The following is a 16,973-nucleotide window of genomic DNA, read 5'->3' as shown; positions in this document are numbered from 1 at the left end:
TACCCCCTATGGATCTGTTTGTTCTGATAGCCTTATTGATTATCGTAAGTGCTTTTTACTCTTACATTAATGCACGCTATGTTAAACTTCCGGGTACTATTGGTATTGTATCGATAGCTATTATAGCGTCTATCGTTACAGTTGTTGTCGACAGTATTGATCCTCGTACCGCCCGGTATCTTACCATGCTGGCAAAGAATATCAATTTCTCGAGCACGGTGCTTAATATCATGCTTGGTTTTTTACTGTTTTCAAGCTCGTTTACTTTAAATACCCGTCGTCTTAAAAAAGAAATGCGGCCAATTTTTTTGCTAAGCACTATCAGCGTAATCATATCTACTTTAGTGTTTGGCTGGCTTTTTTATGGCGTTGTGAGGCTTTTGGGTATTCATATACCGCTGATGTATTGTTTGCTATTTGGTGCCCTTATATCGCCTACAGACCCTATTGCGGTAGGAGCTATCATCAAAAATTCAAGATTACCCGTTAATCTGGAAACTATTATTTCCGGCGAGTCATTGTTTAATGATGGTATAGGGTTGGTGCTATTCATCACAATTTTAGATTTTGTACGTTCAGGAAATGATAACCTGGATTTGGTGAAGGCTGCTTTGTTGTTTATCAAAGAGATTTTTGGTGGTATATTTTTGGGAATAATTTTGGGGTATATTGCCTTCCGGCTCATGAAAAGCATTACCGACTTTCAGACCATCGTGCTGGTATCAGTAGCGTTGGTAATGAGTATATCAGTAATTGCTGCTTACCTGCACTTTTCAATTCCGCTGGCTGTGGTAACTGCCGGGTTATTTGCCGGCAATCGTAGTATCAATATCGATAATACCGAACATTCTCATCAGGCGCTCGAAAAATTCTGGCAACTCATTGATGAGATGCTGAATACCATTTTGTTTGTAATGATAGGCTTGCAAATGATTAATCTGCCTTATCTGGAGAATTACTGGCTGATAGGCGGCGTCGGCATCATGGCTATACTATTCGCAAGGTGGATCAGCATCATGACACCATTGATATTCTTTAAAAAAATAGCACGCACCAATTTTAAAAACATCAATATACTAACGTGGGCAGGCTTGCGTGGTGGTATATCAATAGCATTGGCGCTTTCATTGCCCTATAGCTCCTACCGACATATTATATTAGCAGGCGCTTATTTTATCGTTATATTTTCGGTAATTGTACAGGGGCTTACGTTAAACCGGGTAATTGAAGCTTCGATACCTAAAGATGACCGGTAATTATTTGCGCATGTAATCGGGGACGAATATGTACATAACCTCTATTGTAACTGCTCCAGCATCTGCTTCAACACTGCTTGCGCAGCCCAGACACGATTACCGGCTTCATGAACAACAATAGAGCTTGGGCCATCCAATATTTCTGATGACAACTCCAGGTCACGGCGTACCGGCAGGCAGTGCATCACCTTAGCGTTATTGGTTGTCTTTAGTCTGTCATTGGTTAACATCCAGTCTTTGTTGTCGCCAAATATTTGTCCGTAAGGCTCAAAAGCCGACCAGTTTTTAACATAGATAAAGTCGGCATCCGCGATAGCTTCATTCTGATTATGCGTGATGGTTGCACCTGTTGTAAAGTCAGGAGACAGTTCGTAACCGGCAGGGTGGGTGATCACAAAATCGACCTCAGCCTTACACATCCACTCAGAAAATGAGTTAGGGACAGCCTGCGGCAAAGGTTTGATATGCGGAGCCCACGTCAGTACCACTTTAGGGCGCGGCCGGGTTTTTAATTCTTCAATCGAAATCAAATCGGCCAAACTCTGCAGCGGGTGACGGGTAGCCGATTCCAGACTTACTACCGGGACACCACAAAATTCAACAAACTTATTAAAGATAACCTCGGTATAGTCCTCCTCGCGGTTCTTCAACCCTGGGAACGACCGTACACCCAGTATATCAACGTACTGACCCATGACGGCTGCGGCTTCGCGAATATGCTCAACGGTGGTACCGTTCATCACCACATTATCGCGCAGCTCCAAAGCCCAGCCTTCTTTATCAACGTTTAAAACCATCACGTTCATACCCAAATTAAGCGCAGCTTTTTGTGTACTCATACGGGTGCGAAGGCTTGGGTTCAGGAAAACCAGCCCCAGGGTTTTGTTTTTACCCAGATGCTGGTGTGCATACGGGTTCTTTTTAAGCGCCAGGCCTTCGGCAACAAGTGCGTTGATGTCAGTTACGTCTTTAACAGAAGAAAATAGTCTCATGGTCTCAATATAGGATTGTTGTCATCTCGACTGAAAGTAGAGATCTATACATAAGTTTGAGTAAGCCGTGTATAGATTTCCCGCTCCGCCCGCAATGACAAATGACTTTATTAGTTTATTTCAATACAGTACTAAAAACCTCCAAAAATCTGTCAGCATGCGCTTTGGTTAAATTCAAAGCAGGCAATAACCTGATCACATTTGGTTTGGCTTCGCCGGTAAATATATGATGTTTAAATAACAAGTCTTTTTTGGCATTGGCATATTCGGCAGCTAAGTCTATACCGATCATCAATCCGCGACCCCTAACTTCGGTTACCTGTTTGAACTTTTTCAGTTCGTCAATCAGGTAACCGCCAACGTCGGCAGCGTTTTGCATCAGGTTTTCCTGCTCCATAACCTCTAACACAGCCAAAGCAGCTGCGCAAGCCAAATGATTACCCCCGAAAGTTGTACCCAGCATGCCATAAGCAGGCTGTATTTTTGGTGATATACTAATAGCACCTATAGGGAAACCATTACCCATACCCTTAGCCATAGTATAAATATCTGCATTAACACCCGCGAAGTCGTGCGAATAAAATTTACCGGTACGCCCGTAACCGCATTGTACTGCATCAGCAATAAATACAGTGTTATATTTATCGCAAAGCAATCTGATCTTTTTCAGAAAACTTTCGGGCGCTACCTGGATGCCACCTACGCCTTGTATACCTTCAATAATTACTGACGATATATCGTCATGCCCGGTAAAAGCCTGCTCCAGAGCAGCTTCATCGGCCCAGGGCAATCTAATTACATTATCCGATTCATTAACCGGCGCTACGATCTTCGGATTGTCTGTAACTGATACAGCCAGTGATGTACGACCGTGGAAAGCACCCGTAAAAGCAATTACTTTCTTTTTGCCGTTATAAAACGAGGCGAGTTTTAAAGCATTCTCGTCTGCTTCTGCACCAGAGTTAATCAGGAATAATTGATAATCTTCTTTACCTGACACATGCCCCAGTTTTTCGGCCAACTCCTTTTGAATAGGTATTTCGATAGAATTTGAATAGAAGCCTAATTTATGTAATTGATCTTCCAGTCTTTTTACATAGTGCGGGTGGGTGTGACCAATAGATATTACAGCATGCCCGCCATAAAGATCTAAATATTCCCGACCCTTATCGTCATAAACAAAACTGCCCTGGCCTTCTACTATGTTAATGTTGTTTATTGGATAAACATCGAATAATTTCATTTTTTTGTTATTAAATTAGATAATCAGTGACTTAAGTTTGACCTGGTGTGGCTGTCGGTTTAAAAACCGGTCGCCTTAAGTCGTAATCCTGCGCGCTCATCGAGGCCAAACAGCAGGTTCATGTTCTGAACTGCCTGACCGGAGGCGCCTTTTAACAAATTATCTAACATGCTGATAATAAATAATTTATTATCATATTTTTTAACCTGCAAAAATACTTTGTTGGTGTTAACCACCTGTTTTAAATCTATATTTCTGTCGGTAACGTGGGTAAACGGATCACCGGCATAAAAATCCTGATAAAGCTTTAAGGCTTCGGTTTCGGTCAAAACACTATCCAAATAAATAGAAGCAAAAATGCCGCGGGTAAAATCGCCGCGATAGGGTACAAAGCTGATAGGTTGCGCAAAAGCAGGCTGCAATTGTTTAAGCGACTCGCCGATCTCATTTAAATGCTGGTGGCCGAAAACCTTATAAACCGAAAGGTTATCATTTCGCCAGGTGAAGTGCGAAGTAGGCGACAGGCTTTGACCTGCGCCGGTTGAGCCGGTAGTAGCAGAAACATGAACTTCAGTAGTCAACTGACCAACAGATGCCAATGGCAACAATCCTAACTGAATGCAGGTAGCAAAACAACCGGGGTTAGCCACGTTTTGCGCAGATTTAATGGCCGCTCTGTTCAATTCAGGCAAACCGTATACAAAGTTTTTACTTTTTACTTTTGAATTTTTACTTAGACGGAAATCCTGACTTAAATCAATGATCTTAACGTTATCGGGTATCAGATTGGCTTCTAAAAACTTCCTGGCATCGCCATGACCAACGCAAAGAAAAAGTACATTAACATCTGTCGAAAGCTCACCGGTAAATTTTTGGTCGGTGTCGCCAAACAGATCAGTATGTACATCATATAAAAAATTACCCGCATTGCTATTGCTATGCACAAAAGCAATTTCAACATCGGGATGATTTACCAGTATCCTAAGCATTTCGCCGCCAGTATAACCTGCTCCACCAATAATGCCTGCTTTGATCTTTGCCATTTAATTCAAGCTTAATTTGTATAAATAAAATTCTTCGTCGGGCGGTTGTTTAACAAAACCCAAGCTTTTATAAAGGCTCTGCGCTGTGTAGTTATCAACCGCCGTTTCTAACTGTATGAATTGCGCACCGCCTGCTTTTGCAAACTCTGCTGCCTGTTTGATCAGTTTTGCGCCAATGCCTGTTTACGAAAACCGGCATCCACAAACAAATCGTTCAATATCCAATTCTTCACTGCTCTGACCGATGAATATTTTGGATATAGCTGTGTAAATCCTACAGGCTTATCGCCATTCATCGCCACATATATTACCGACTCGTTATTGTCAAGTCGTTCGCGAATAAATCGCTCGGCCAATGCCAGGTCTGGCTGCTTTTTATAAAACGCCCGGTACCGGTCAAACAGGCTTGCTGCCAATTGCCATTCATCGCGATTTATTCTCTTAATTTCCATCGGCTGTAACGTTTATTCTGTCATTTTTTGTTGAGGGATAAGAATAAACTAAAAACTCCAAATCGGTGTTTTGATGATTAGCGATCAAGTGCTTTTGCCTCGCATTGATCTGGATGGCCTGCTGCTCTCTTAGCTCAATAACTTCATCATCGACAGTAAACTTTGCACGCCCGTTTAAAATGTAAAAGAACTGTGATGCCTGCTCGTGGTAATGAAGCTTTTCAGTAGTATCAGGTGGCATCAGTTCTTGTTTTACAGATAAGGCATCGGTATCCACAAAGGTCCATCCGTGGCAATCATCGCCCCACATATAATGGTCTAAACATTCGCCCTTTGAAAATACCGTGTTCATTACTCGCCGCTGTTAACTTTATGGTAAATCATTACCTGATTACCGAATATTTTTGAGAAGCCTTTAACATCCTCGCCGCTCCAGGTATTGTTCATCTCGCCATAGCTGCCAAATTTGTTCGACATCAGATCATGATCTGACTCAATACCCACAACCTGAAATCTATAAGGCTGTAACTCCACAAATACTTTACCGCTTACTTTTTTCTGCGTATCAGTCAGGAACGCTTCCATATTACGCATAATAGGGTCGTGGAACTGGCCCTCATGCAGCCAGTTGCCATAGAACATAGACAACTGATCTTTCCAGGTAAGCTGCCATTTAGTTAGCGTGTGTTTCTCTAAAGTATGGTGTGCTTTTATAATGATCATTGGCGCAGCAGCCTCAAAACCTACGCGGCCTTTAATGCCAATGATGGTGTCGCCAACATGGATATCACGGCCAACGCCATACGGTTGGGCAATGGCTTGTAATTCTTGTATAACCTGGGTTGGATGATTGTAACGTTTTCCATCAAGTGCAACCAGTTCGCCTTTTTCAAAGGTCAGTTCGATGTTTCTTTTGTCTGTCGATGTAACCTGAGTAGGCCAGGCGTCTTCAGGTAAACCTAAGTTTGAAGTTAAAGTCTCTTTACCGCCAACTGAGGTTCCCCAGATACCTTTATTGATCGAGTATTTGGCTTTTTCAAAGTTCATTGCCACACCGTGCTTTTTCAAATATTCAATCTCTTCTTCGCGGCTTAATTTCAGATCGCGGATAGGGGTGATGATACCCACATTAGGAATCAGGATATTGAAGATCATATCAAACCTAACCTGATCGTTGCCCGCACCGGTGCTGCCATGAGCCACAAACTCCGCACCGATCTCTTTAGCATAGTTGGCAATGGCAGTAGCCTGGCTAACCCGCTCGGCACTTACAGACAATGGATAAGTGTTGTTTTTTAATACGTTGCCGTAAATCAGGTAGCGTACGCAGGTGTTGTAAAAATTCTCGGTTTCGTCAACCACGTGGTGCGAGGTAACGCCCATTTCGTAAGCACGTTTTTCAACGGTATTCAACTCTTCGGCGCTAAAACCGCCGGTGTTTACAATTACCGAATGTACTTCGTAACCCAGGTCGCGGGTTAAGTATATACAACAAAATGAGGTATCTAAACCTCCGCTATACGCTAAAACTACTTTTTTCTTTTCCATATGTGAGCTTAAAGCAGAAAGCTAAGACCGAAGCCTTTTACTCTCTTAGTTTTTTAATCAAGCCAATTAACATGGCTTTTACTTCATTAATGAGATTGTTGGTTTTGTAATATAATTCTTCATCTATATATAACAAATCTTTGCATAATAGACAGCAATATTCTAATTCATGAGTAGATCCTAAAGCGAGGCCTGAAAAATGACCAAAGCCTCCTTTGGTAAAACGTCTACAATCTTCAACGATATTCATAGGTATTGAATAACCTGCGCGTTTGTTCTGACTGGACATATCAAACTGTTCAACGTTTGGAAACTTAGGAAGTATATTAGAATACACCAACAAATTTAACTGATGTGCTTTCTGCCATACCTCTGATTTTTTAAAATCTCTCATTTGATCCAAGCTTTGTGCTTTAGTCGTTCAGCTTCTCGCCTTACTGCCCAAAACTTTTGATAGCGGCCTCAATACGCCTGAAAAGATTGGCTTTTTTGGTCATCTTTTCCAAATTTTCCTGTTTTTGCTTATCAGCGTCTATTGCCTTTTCGGCCGGATCAAACAACATGGCGGTGCACATACAATTTTTACGTTCTTTCATGGTCAGAATATCGTAATTAACACAGCTTTTACATCCTTTCCAGAAATCCTCGTCCTGTGTAAGCTCAGAATAAGTAACCGGCTCATAACCCAGTTCTGAGTTGATCTTCATCACTGCCAAACCGGTTGTCAAGCCGAATAGTTTGGCGTCAGGATATTTGGTTCTTGAAAGTTCAAATATTTTATGTTTGATAGCCTTTGCCAGACCAACCTTTCTAAATTCTGGCGATACGATCAGCCCCGAATTAGCCACAAAGTCGCCATGGCTCCAGGTTTCAATATAGCAGAAACCGGCCCATGTACCGTCTTTATGCAAGGCTATTACAGCTTTGCCTTCCAGCATTTTATTAGCTACGTATTCAGGCGAGCGTTGGGCAATGCCCGTGCCCCGCGCCTTTGCCGACTGGGCCATCTCATCAGTAATGATGGGTGCATAGTCTACATGCTGTGCAGTAGCAACCTGAATACCGAAATCTTGTATAGTCATTGTAAATAGAAAAAATTACCGTTCTAAATGGTATGAGCCTTAGTAATTAATGATTTTTTGATGAGGAAGTTTTAAAAAAACTTCGGTTGACGGGCAATAGGGTATACTGGCAGTTAAACCCGTGGCATATACAGCCTTCGTCGTGATGGGACAAATAAAACAGTTGAAACCAAAGCAGCAGCAACCGGAGCAGAAATTGCTCTCACAGTAGGCTTATTTAAGGTTTGCAGTATCATTTCGACAGAATCTTGCTTTATTTAAATTTGATGCAAAAGTTTGCATTAATTTTTATTTATGCAAGGAAAAAATTAATTAGTTTATAGGTTATTAGGGTGAGCAGTTGAATAGGGTATTAAATATGACTTTGAACTAACTATTTACTTAATCAACTATTCACTTAATCAACTGCTTAACCACAATATTATCAATGATCATATCTGCATGGATACGTGAGTTTTCGATGAACCAGAGATGGGTATCCAAGCCACCGCAAACTACGCCGGCAAGATACAGGCCAGGCAGGTTAGTCTCCATGGTTTCGGGATTGTATTCGGGGATGAATTTATCGTCAGACAGGAGCAGTCCCCATTTTTTTAACTGATCAAAGTTTGGTTTGTAACCGGTCATCGCCATAACAAAATCATTAGGAATGGTGATAATACCCTCCGGCGTTTCAATATCGACCTCATGCTCCCGGATAGCCACAAGGTTAGAGTTCAAACAGGCTTTAATACTACCTTCCTTAATGCGGTTGATAATATCCGGCCTCACCCAATACTTAACTCGATGACTGATCTCCTCGCCGCGGACAATTAAAGTAACGTCGGCGCCTTTTCGATAGGTTTCCAATGCTACATCAATAGCCGAGTTACTCGAGCCAACCACTGCAACTTTCTGCATCGCGAAAAAATGAGGATCCTTGTAATAATGTTTTACTTTAGGCAGGTCCTCGCCGGGGATGTCCAGGTTAACGGCAATATCATAAAAACCCGTGGATATTATAATATGTTTAGCCTGATACGTATTCTTTGTGGTCACGACAGTATATATATCATTTTCGCGTGTTACGGCCGTTACTTCTTCAAAAAGATGGATAGGTAAGTGATTTGAGGTTGCTACGCGGCGGTAATATTCCAAAGCTTCTGCGCGTGTTGGTTTGTTATTTATAGTAACAAATGGTATCCCGCCAATTTCCAGTTTCTCAGAGGTCGAGAAAAAGGTCATGGTTGCCGGGTAGTTATATAACGAATTTACCAGACAGCCTTTTTCAACAATTACAAAGCTAAGTCCAGCCTTTTGCGCCCTCAAGCCGCAAGCTATGCCAATTGGGCCACCGCCTATAATAAGTAGATCAAGCATTATAATTGAACTTTATGCAATTATAACCAGATTTACCATATTAAGTGTTGAAGTTTCAAGATTAGCTGCCCCAATACAAAATAATGAATTTAGAATGACTTACGTTGGAACTAGTCAGGCAAATAAAAATAACACGCCGTAGATGTATACGGTGTTAAAATTACAGAAAAAGTAATTAAAAATACAATGGCCCGTTACTGCTGCCAAACGGAAATTTATTGCACCGGCCATGGTTATAATAATTGCTTGATCTGTGGTCGCGATACATTTTGGGACTATTGTTTTTGTCGATATGCAATTCGGCGCTACTGGTTTCAGTCTTGTCAGATTGAAAAACCAAGGTGTTTTTTTTCTTCATAGTTACTTCCTCCCGAAATTTGGATAAAAGAATTGCTCTATTAAATTTAAGAAGAACTACGCTGATTTGCAAGAGTTTTTTTGCGAAAAAAAAGGCACAAAAAAAGGGTAAGCTACTTTTATCGCGCCGCTCAACTCTCTACCCTTGCTGCGTTCCCACCCTGGGGGAGTTCAAGAGGAGCTGGCCGTAAAAGACTTACCCACCGCAAATATAGAAAAATGTTACCGTCGCGGTTAAAAAATTGTTAAAAAACGATTGCAGATACTGTTTTATCCCCCAAAATACTGTGTAGTTGTGTTTTAGGTTGTTGTAAAATTAAATAATTATTGAAGCAACCTGGAAAGCTGTTACGCAGTATCAGCAATAAACGAATTGAACCCGCTGCTGCTATGCTGAAGCAAATCATCAAAGCCGAATATGAACTTGAAAAGCTATTGCCACAAAGCCGGTTACAGAGCCGGCCACCAACCGAATTACTTTCGGCTGCATTAAAATGGTCTGAGTTGGTTTGGCAGGGGGCCGAAAAACTCGGCACCATGCACCTTACACCAACGCAAATAGCCCATGGGCTTGCTCTGCGGCGGCGACCGGTTTTTATATGTGGGGTCCATCGCAGCGGGACTACGCTGGTTCAAAATTTATTAGATAATCATCCGCAGCTTTCGGTTTTACCTTCAGAGGGGACCTACTATACCAATCAACTACTTAAATTGAAGCAGCTGCCACCCAGCCAACGGGCCAAGTACCTGGGTACCGAGTGGCTGCGCCGGATGGTTAACCCGATCAATCAGCAGCCTTATTGGCTTTTAGGTCGTTCGGACGAGGGCGGATCGCGGTATGTTGATTTTGCCAGATATGTTTTGGCGTGGTGGGATATATTGCCGCATACCGAAAATACGCAATGGCCACATTTGGCTATAGTACTGGCTTATGCATCGTGCGCCAATAACTTAACGGCGCTGTCGTGGGTAGATAAAACACCCACCAACGAGCGCTTCTTACACCGTATCTGGGTTGAGTTTCCAGATGCTAAAATTGTGCATGTGGTACGCAACCCGGTTGCGACACTGACATCACGCAAAGTCATGGAGCCCGACATCCGTTTGCGTAATGCTTTGCGCCATTTAAGGCTATCTTATCGTGTGGCTACTGACAAAGCGACTACTAATGATCCGCGTTTTTTTCTGTTAAGATATGAATACCTTTGTGATACTCCGGACGTCATCTTGCCGCAATTGGCCGGTTTTTTAAATATCGACCTGTCACCAAGCCTGTATCAGCCTACCACCGGGGGGATGAACACCCACGCCAACAGCTCTTTTAAAACGGATGCGTCACACGGCGCGATCTTGAAAACCAACAGTCATTCGCAGCAAGAGGTGTTTACATCTGCCGATAAAAAGCTCATTGCAGCTTATGTCGGTAAGGAAGCTGCATTGCTGGGTTATCCCGTAGATAAAATTAACAGCTTTGATAAACTTTATGCACACCTCAGATATGCATTGTTCAATTAATCCCGATACGGTGCAATTGACTTTATCCGGTCCGATTTAAAATAGACTTGTTTGCTGACTGTTTGACGGTTTAATAAGCGACTGTTTAGTTGGCGCCAGGCCGTATTGCATTTTCCCGTCAAACGGCAATTCAGTATACGGTTGCCATTTGGCATAAGCGACGAATGATTCACGCTGAAGCACAGTTAGTGCGTTAACCGTAAATGACTCCTGCCAATCGGTAGATTTAAAATAGGGCCACAGTAATTCAAAATCAGTTACCGGGATGTTGCGGCAAATAGTGATATGGGGCACGCTGAATTCTTTGATCTTTAAGTGATGTTTTAGCATCTTAAACCAATGGCTCGTTTCGGGCGGGGTGACAATACGGGCGTAGATGGTACGGTAATCCTTGCCATGATTAAAATAATCAAATCCGTTAATAGTTAACGTAACCGGCGGTATAAGACACAAACGTTTTCTAAACTCACGAATGCCAGGCTCAGTTAAAAAGGTTTTCTGTCGTGGCATAATATTGATAGAGATATGTGCCGTAGAATACTCGCTCTCATAAGCGCCAATCACATCGGCGGTATAATGTTTATACTCGCGCACTATAGCTTTCACCCGCTCTGACGGAGAAAGCAACATAAAAAAATCCATATAACCCTTCATTGCCAAAAATTTAGTGGGAAACAATTTTACTAATATTTTTAGTAATCATGCAAATTTATTTTAAATTTGTGCTATGGAAACAAAGCGATGGATAGTCCATATTGACCTCGATTCGTTTTTCGTATCGGTTGAGCGCAAATTTGATCCCGGCCTTATTGGTAAGCCGGTTTTGATAGGTGGCTCGGCCGAGAGGGGGGTGGTAGCTTCATGCAGCTATGAGGCCCGCAAATTTGGCATCCATTCGGCTATGCCTATGAAGCAGGCCATGAAGTTATGTCCTAATGCTACCGTTATCCGCGGCAGCCATGGGCGTTATGGTGAGGCTTCACGCGAGGTTACCCAGATCATTCATGACAGCGTACCGCTTTATCAAAAAACATCTATAGATGAATTTTATATTGATCTGACCGGTATGGACCGCTTTCACGATTGCTATCAGATTGCCAGCGATCTTCGCCAGCGGGTTATGCGCGAAACGGGGTTGCCAATATCTTTTGGTATGGCGTCTTGCAAAACCGTCGCTAAAATGGCTACTAATGCTGCCAAACCCAACGGGCAGCTACTAATTGAGCATGGCAGAGAAAAAGAATTTATGGCGCCTATGTCCATCCGGAAAATACCCATGCTGGGCGAGAAGACCTGCCAGCGGCTTTACCAGTTCGGGATTGAAAAAATAGGAGACTTGCAGCGCGTCGATCTGAAGTTTCTGGAAACGGTATTCGGTAAGCATGGCCGTTACATCTGGGAGCGGGCAAATGGCATTGACGACAGTGAGATCGTTCCGCACAGCGACCGTAAATCGATATCAACAGAAAATACTTTTGAGTCTGATGTCGCCGACAAAAAAACACTGGAAACTACTTTGGTATCGATGACAGAAGAATTAGCTTATAAGCTTCGAAAGGAAAATAAGCTGGCATCATGCCTGGCCATCAAGATACGTTATTCAAATTTTGAAACGCATACAGTACAGGAGAAAATAGCGCTGACAGCAGCCGAGCATATCTTGATTCCGGGCATCAAAAACCTGCTTAAAAAGGCCTGGAATGGCCATAGGCCCATACGGTTGATAGGGGTTAAGCTTAGCAACATCACCCAGGGTAGTTACCAGATCAATTTGTTTGAAGATAACGAGGAACGTATTAAACTTTATCAGGCTATGGATAAGATCAACTTTAAATTTGGCGAGAAAACTGTTTGCCGGGCTGCGGGTATGGCTATAGGTACGCGTAGCTTTAATCCGTTTCTTAAAGGTTAGCAGCCGCACAGCCCACAGACTCATCTAAATCCTCCCCGGAAGGGGAGACTTTTAATTATATATTAAAGCATCCTACCGGGGAGGGTTTAGGTGGGGCTGAGAGGCCTCGCTGTGGCTGCTTAACTTTTCTTGATCTCCTCGATATGCCCGTTAAATGATATGGGCTGGCGATTGAGTGATGTTACCCGTAACGATGCATACCCGTCAGCATTTACCGACAAAACTAAATTACGTACGTCATTAGCGCCAGGCGGGTTTGATTGATTGGGCGTTAATGTAATTTCCCAATTATTTTTTTTGCTCACCACTTTATTGGTGAAATCAGCCGTAGTTAATTTAACACCGCCATCGCTGGCATCGCGCGGCGCAGCATAAGCGCGGCCAAAATAGGGTAGCCATATCTCTAATTTGTCGGGCGTTACAGTCACGTCATAATTGCTGGTAAGCGAGTGTGAGGGCATGCTGTTGGGTATTACATAATCGGCCACAAAAACATACTTACCCGAGCTGATGAGTTGCTTAACTTCGGCTGCCCTGGCTGCCTTTTTTTCGGCTTTGGTTAGTTTTTGCGCATAACCGAAATTAAAGGTCAGCGCGCAAATGCATAGCGTAAAAAATACTTTTAAGTTTTTCATGGCACAGATGATTTATAGGTTTAACAGGTTTATAACGAATGAGTTTCGCTATCTGATATAAATTTCGACATTAAAAACGGAAATTTTCATGACTTATAAGTAAGTATTATTATAGGGAAGATTGTCTTCAATCATCGCTCTTGACGGAAAATCTAATTTTTTGCGTTCTTCGCTACATAGAGAATGAGAAGTTTTTCTTAACCCTAACGCTAACAACAACGGATTGGCGTATCAGGATGTCATTTCTCGATGTAGGAGAAATCTTATACACGATTATAAGCCCTCGGATAGGTATGGGTTTCTTGCTATGCTTGAAATGATATAGTTCAATTAAAAGAAAAAGCCGCTGACAATTAAGTCAGCGGCTTTTCAATATTCCTAAAATTCCTCTCTTTTAGAGAGAGGCCGGGGAAAGGCGTTATATCAAATTCACGCTTCTGTTCACAAACTCGGTCAACTCGGCACCGGTCAATAAACCTTGCGAAAGCAGGGCCAGATCAAACGCCTGTTTAGCCAGTTGGGCTTGCACATCGGTGTTCTCGTCCTGTAAAATGCGGCTTATCAGTTTATGGTTGCCATTAACTACCACTTTATAGTTGTCAGGCATGCTGCCGTAAAAGCCCATACCGCCGCCCATGGCAGCCATATCTTTCATACGGCGCATAAACTCATCCATAGTTACGGTAACCGGTAATTCTTCAGGATGCAGACTTTCAATCTCTACCTTATAAGCTGGTTTGTTAATGGCTTTATCAAAGATCTCTTTCACCTTGTTGCTTTGTTCTTCGGTAAGTACCGTTTCGGGTGATTCGTCTTTTTTGATCAGTTTATCTGCGACATCGGCGTCAACACGTTTTAACTGTGTTTTTTCCAGCTTTTGTTCCAGGTGGCTGATGAAGTGACTGTCAATAGGCGAATCCATCAGCAACACATCATATCCCTTTTTATTGGCCGATTGGATAAACGCATCCTGTTTTGAAGGATCGTTAGTATACAGGTAAACCAACTGACCGTCTTTATCGGTCTGCGTGCCTTCAACTTTATCTTTGTACTCAGTCAGCGTAAAGTTTTCTTTAGCCGTGTTGGTCAGCAAGGCAAAGTCTTTGGCTTTATCGTAAAACTTATCCTCGCTGATGATGCCGTATTTTACAAACAGGCCAATGTCGGTCCACTTTTCTTCGTAAGCTTTACGGTCGTTTTTAAACAGTTCAGCCAGTTTGTCGCCCACTTTTTTGGTGATATAGCTGTTGATCTTTTTAACGTTACTGTCGGCCTGTAAAAAGCTGCGCGATACGTTCAACGGGATATCCGGTGAGTCGATAACACCATGCAGGAGCATCAAGAACTCCGGAACAATGTCTTTAACCTCATCAGTAATAAATACCTGGCGCGAGAATAATTTGATCTTATTGCGCTGTATCTCGAAATCCTTTTTCAGTTTAGGGAAATACAGTACACCGGTAAGATTGAACGGATAGTCTACATTCAAATGGATCCAGAACAGGGGGTCTTCGCTGAATGGATAAAGCTGTTTGTAAAAGTCAAGGTAATCCTCGTCCTTCAGTTCAGCCGGCGCTTTTGTCCAGATGGGGTTGGTATCGTTAATAATGTTATCAACTTCGACACTGGTATATTTTGGCTTGCCTTCTTCATCGACACCATCCTCAACAGATTCGGTTTTAGTGCCGAATTTAATAGGCACCGGCAAAAAGCGGCAGTATTTATCTAATATTTCCTGTAGGCGATATTTGCTTAAAAATTCTTTGCTTTCTTCGTTGATGTGCAAGGTAATTTCGGTCCCGCGCTCAGCCAGGCTGCCTTCTGTGATCTCAAATTCTGTACTGCCGTCGCAAACCCAATGTGCAGGCTCTGCACCTTCCTGGTATGACAAAGTTTCAATCTCTACTTTATCTGCCACCATAAAGGCAGAGTAGAAGCCCAAACCAAAGCGACCAATGATCTCATTAGCATCCTTGGCTTCTTTAAACTTCTCCATAAACTCGGTAGCGCCGGAGAATGCGATCTGGTTAATGTACTTTTTGATCTCTTCGGCAGTCATGCCGATACCGTTGTCAGAGATGGTAATGGTTTTCTTTTCTTCATCAAAAGCAATCTCAACGCGCACATCGCCCAGGTTACCATTGTATTGACCAAGCGCAGCCAGGCGTTTTATTTTTTGAGTTGCATCGACAGCGTTTGATACCAGCTCGCGCAAAAATATCTCGGTATCAGAGTACAGGAATTTCTTAATTATCGGAAAAATGTTTTCGGTGTGAATCGAAATGGTTCCTTTTTCTTGCATAATTTTATTTATTGACGTTTAGATTAATTTATAATGATAACCTGCAACATCAATGCGCGTTCCAAATGGAAACGGGTTGTCAAATTGTCAGTAGAGTAATAAGTTTGAATTTAAAGGCGCTTAAGCGAAATTTCTTATATTGACACAATGACAAGCCGCAGGCAACAAATAAAGCAATGGTTTAAAGAGGTGCTGGAGGATGATCTACAAGGTGTTTCTTACTTTATTTTTGGCTTTCAGGCTAAAAAGAACTTAGTCATTGGGATATCGTCGGGATATTGGCGATAAGGCTGCCTCTTTTACCAATTTTGTCAGGATAAGTAACGCCATTAAGACCGGCCGAATGCTTTAGAAAGTAGATTTGGTTGAATTTTATATCGTTGATTACAAATTAAGGCTTATTTTGAGCCACAAAAGTTACGTCTTTTGTGGCCGGATTTTTACTTAGCTTTTGTTTGATATACACTATTAAGTCGTAATTCGACGCATATTTCATAAACTCATAAGCAGGTCGGTTATCAATCATAAAACTTTCAAGTTGTTTTCCCGCATAGCCGGTATATTTAGTTACCAGTGCTTTAGTGAAGCGCATGTCAATCATGTCGTCCTGATAGTCTCTTATTAAGGTTTTTTGAAGTTTGCGTGCATTTTTTCCTGCCTTGCTGAAATGACTATACAAGGCATCGATATTTATAGCTATCCCGGCTATCGGAAGACCCGGAAGTATAACAAAAAAACCACGATCATCGCCGATGCGGTAAATTTGTCTGTAATCATCCTGATTTTTCAGCAGTTTATCTATTGGGCTAAGCTGGCGTTCGCTGATGGTTACTTCGTCCAATAGATTTGTTAACGGTTTAAGCTTAATTAATAACGGATTTTGATTATTATAAACAATGGTATCGGTTTTAAAATTAGAATAACTCGTTAAAATGGTATCCCCTTTTTTTAGTTTCATTATAAAATCGCCGGTGCCGCCGCTCATAGAAATGCGCCCCGAATTTAAATTTTCGATTACGGCCCCACTTACAGGACCAGCGTTATTGGTGACGGTTCCGTATTTGATTTGTCCGTAGGCAACCAGGTTTATTGTTGCCAACGTCAACACCATTAAACAACGGTGTAGGTATAAGGATCTGGGTAATGACCGTAGAGCGCTCATTTTGATACATTTAAGTATATCTAAAATAAGTAAATTAAAGGACAGTTTCAATTTATTTAACTATTCTTAACATTATTGTCTCTATTTATGAAAAAAGATATTCAAAAATGACGAA

Annotated in this window: 17 protein-coding genes, 1 other RNA gene and 1 pseudogene; 4 read left to right on the top strand and 15 right to left on the bottom strand. The window is 42.1% G+C overall.

Translation table 11 applies throughout. From position 1 onward, the window contains the following. Nucleotides 1-8: 8 nt before the first annotated feature. Entirely contained in the window at nt 9-1,256 is a 1,248-nt protein-coding gene (locus ABD772_RS05860; protein WP_345101698.1) for a cation:proton antiporter, read from the top strand. A gap of 41 nt (nt 1,257-1,297) precedes the next feature. Here ABD772_RS05860 and ABD772_RS05855 read toward each other — a convergent pair whose 3' ends face one another. From ABD772_RS05855 to ffs, 11 genes and pseudogenes are all read right to left on the bottom strand, one after another. Continuing rightward, nucleotides 1,298-2,248, bottom strand: coding sequence for a Rossmann-fold NAD(P)-binding domain-containing protein (locus ABD772_RS05855; RefSeq protein WP_345101696.1), 951 nt, complete (start codon nt 2,246-2,248; stop codon nt 1,298-1,300). A 115-nt stretch (nt 2,249-2,363) separates the two neighbouring features. Next, nucleotides 2,364-3,491 (bottom strand): aspartate aminotransferase family protein, encoded by a 1,128-nt coding sequence (locus ABD772_RS05850; protein WP_345101694.1) that lies wholly within the window; start codon nt 3,489-3,491, stop codon nt 2,364-2,366. A gap of 59 nt (nt 3,492-3,550) precedes the next feature. Beyond that, nucleotides 3,551-4,534 carry an N-acetyl-gamma-glutamyl-phosphate reductase gene (gene argC, locus ABD772_RS05845; protein ID WP_345101692.1) on the bottom strand — a complete coding sequence of 328 codons (984 nt, stop codon included), beginning with the start codon at nt 4,532-4,534 and terminating at the stop codon, nt 3,551-3,553. After that, nucleotides 4,535-4,986: pseudogene (locus ABD772_RS05840) on the bottom strand (GNAT family N-acetyltransferase). Continuing rightward, nucleotides 4,976-5,338, bottom strand: coding sequence for a cupin domain-containing protein (locus ABD772_RS05835; RefSeq protein ID WP_345101690.1), 363 nt, complete (start codon nt 5,336-5,338; stop codon nt 4,976-4,978). Before ABD772_RS05835 ends, ABD772_RS05840 begins: the two are co-directional and overlap by 11 nt. Next, nucleotides 5,338-6,534, bottom strand: a complete 1,197-nt coding sequence (gene argG, locus ABD772_RS05830) for an argininosuccinate synthase (RefSeq protein WP_345101688.1) — start codon at nt 6,532-6,534, stop codon at nt 5,338-5,340. Before argG ends, ABD772_RS05835 begins: the two co-directional genes overlap by 1 nt. Nucleotides 6,535-6,571: 37 nt before the next feature. Then, nucleotides 6,572-6,928: a four helix bundle protein gene (locus ABD772_RS05825; RefSeq protein WP_345101686.1), complete on the bottom strand. Its 357-nt coding sequence runs from the start codon at nt 6,926-6,928 to the stop codon at nt 6,572-6,574. Nucleotides 6,929-6,968: 40 nt separating this feature from the next. Continuing rightward, on the bottom strand, nt 6,969-7,616 hold the full coding sequence (locus tag ABD772_RS05820; RefSeq protein WP_345101684.1) for a GNAT family N-acetyltransferase: 648 nt from the start codon (nt 7,614-7,616) through the stop codon (nt 6,969-6,971). 393 nt (nt 7,617-8,009) lie between these two features. Then, entirely contained in the window at nt 8,010-8,975 is a 966-nt protein-coding gene (locus tag ABD772_RS05815; protein WP_345101682.1) for a YpdA family putative bacillithiol disulfide reductase, read from the bottom strand. Between the two features lie 175 nt (nt 8,976-9,150). Then, entirely contained in the window at nt 9,151-9,333 is a 183-nt protein-coding gene (locus ABD772_RS05810; RefSeq protein WP_345101680.1) for a hypothetical protein, read from the bottom strand. Between the two features lie 102 nt (nt 9,334-9,435). Continuing rightward, an RNA gene (gene ffs, locus ABD772_RS05805) (signal recognition particle sRNA small type) lies at nt 9,436-9,534 on the bottom strand. 125 nt (nt 9,535-9,659) lie between these two features. Between ffs and ABD772_RS05800 the strand changes: the two genes are divergently transcribed. Then, nucleotides 9,660-10,847 carry a sulfotransferase family protein gene (locus ABD772_RS05800; RefSeq protein ID WP_345101678.1) on the top strand — a complete coding sequence of 396 codons (1,188 nt, stop codon included), beginning with the start codon at nt 9,660-9,662 and terminating at the stop codon, nt 10,845-10,847. A gap of 36 nt (nt 10,848-10,883) precedes the next feature. Here ABD772_RS05800 and ABD772_RS05795 read toward each other — a convergent pair whose 3' ends face one another. After that, a complete protein-coding gene (locus ABD772_RS05795) occupies nt 10,884-11,501 on the bottom strand; it encodes a 2'-5' RNA ligase family protein (RefSeq protein ID WP_345101676.1) in 618 nt (205 codons plus the stop codon). 73 nt (nt 11,502-11,574) lie between these two features. On the opposite strand from ABD772_RS05795, the gene dinB reads away from it, so the two are divergent. Next, nucleotides 11,575-12,759 carry a DNA polymerase IV gene (gene dinB, locus ABD772_RS05790; protein ID WP_345101674.1) on the top strand — a complete coding sequence of 395 codons (1,185 nt, stop codon included), beginning with the start codon at nt 11,575-11,577 and terminating at the stop codon, nt 12,757-12,759. A 119-nt stretch (nt 12,760-12,878) separates the two neighbouring features. On the opposite strand, the gene ABD772_RS05785 is transcribed toward dinB, so the two are convergent. Together ABD772_RS05785 and htpG are read right to left on the bottom strand one after the other, a co-directional pair. Then, nucleotides 12,879-13,394 (bottom strand): DUF4251 domain-containing protein, encoded by a 516-nt coding sequence (locus tag ABD772_RS05785; protein WP_345101672.1) that lies wholly within the window; start codon nt 13,392-13,394, stop codon nt 12,879-12,881. Nucleotides 13,395-13,812: 418 nt separating this feature from the next. Further along, on the bottom strand, nt 13,813-15,696 hold the full coding sequence (gene htpG, locus ABD772_RS05780; protein ID WP_345101670.1) for a molecular chaperone HtpG: 1,884 nt from the start codon (nt 15,694-15,696) through the stop codon (nt 13,813-13,815). 147 nt (nt 15,697-15,843) lie between these two features. Between htpG and ABD772_RS05775 the strand changes: the two genes are divergently transcribed. Further along, the gene (locus ABD772_RS05775) at nt 15,844-15,984 is read left to right on the top strand and encodes a hypothetical protein (RefSeq protein ID WP_345101668.1); all 141 of its coding nucleotides are present in this window, start codon (nt 15,844-15,846) and stop codon (nt 15,982-15,984) included. Between the two features lie 103 nt (nt 15,985-16,087). On the opposite strand, the gene ABD772_RS05770 is transcribed toward ABD772_RS05775, so the two are convergent. Further along, nucleotides 16,088-16,795 (bottom strand): hypothetical protein, encoded by a 708-nt coding sequence (locus ABD772_RS05770; RefSeq protein ID WP_345101666.1) that lies wholly within the window; start codon nt 16,793-16,795, stop codon nt 16,088-16,090. Nucleotides 16,796-16,973: the final 178 nt, after the last annotated feature.

The sequence above is a fragment of the Mucilaginibacter panaciglaebae genome (assembly GCF_039539265.1).
Lineage (GTDB): Bacteria > Bacteroidota > Bacteroidia > Sphingobacteriales > Sphingobacteriaceae > Mucilaginibacter > Mucilaginibacter panaciglaebae.
This window is presented reverse-complemented; position numbering and strand designations above follow the sequence as displayed.

Excerpts from the sequence above, each read along its gene's own strand:
- ABD772_RS05850 (WP_345101694.1), bottom strand. The coding sequence starts at position 3,491 with ATGAAATTATTCGATGTTTATCCAATAAACAACATTAACATAGTAGAA.
- ABD772_RS05785 (WP_345101672.1), bottom strand. The coding sequence starts at position 13,394 with ATGAAAAACTTAAAAGTATTTTTTACGCTATGCATTTGCGCGCTGACC.
- ABD772_RS05815 (WP_345101682.1), bottom strand. The coding sequence starts at position 8,975 with ATGCTTGATCTACTTATTATAGGCGGTGGCCCAATTGGCATAGCTTGC.
- htpG (WP_345101670.1), bottom strand. The coding sequence starts at position 15,696 with ATGCAAGAAAAAGGAACCATTTCGATTCACACCGAAAACATTTTTCCG.
- ABD772_RS05855 (WP_345101696.1), bottom strand. The coding sequence starts at position 2,248 with ATGAGACTATTTTCTTCTGTTAAAGACGTAACTGACATCAACGCACTT.
- ABD772_RS05825 (WP_345101686.1), bottom strand. The coding sequence starts at position 6,928 with ATGAGAGATTTTAAAAAATCAGAGGTATGGCAGAAAGCACATCAGTTA.
- dinB (WP_345101674.1), top strand. The coding sequence starts at position 11,575 with ATGGAAACAAAGCGATGGATAGTCCATATTGACCTCGATTCGTTTTTC.
- ABD772_RS05835 (WP_345101690.1), bottom strand. The coding sequence starts at position 5,338 with ATGAACACGGTATTTTCAAAGGGCGAATGTTTAGACCATTATATGTGG.
- ABD772_RS05860 (WP_345101698.1), top strand. The coding sequence starts at position 9 with ATGGATCTGTTTGTTCTGATAGCCTTATTGATTATCGTAAGTGCTTTT.
- ABD772_RS05820 (WP_345101684.1), bottom strand. The coding sequence starts at position 7,616 with ATGACTATACAAGATTTCGGTATTCAGGTTGCTACTGCACAGCATGTA.
- argC (WP_345101692.1), bottom strand. The coding sequence starts at position 4,534 with ATGGCAAAGATCAAAGCAGGCATTATTGGTGGAGCAGGTTATACTGGC.
- ABD772_RS05775 (WP_345101668.1), top strand. The coding sequence starts at position 15,844 with ATGACAAGCCGCAGGCAACAAATAAAGCAATGGTTTAAAGAGGTGCTG.
- ABD772_RS05795 (WP_345101676.1), bottom strand. The coding sequence starts at position 11,501 with ATGAAGGGTTATATGGATTTTTTTATGTTGCTTTCTCCGTCAGAGCGG.
- ABD772_RS05810 (WP_345101680.1), bottom strand. The coding sequence starts at position 9,333 with ATGAAGAAAAAAAACACCTTGGTTTTTCAATCTGACAAGACTGAAACC.
- argG (WP_345101688.1), bottom strand. The coding sequence starts at position 6,534 with ATGGAAAAGAAAAAAGTAGTTTTAGCGTATAGCGGAGGTTTAGATACC.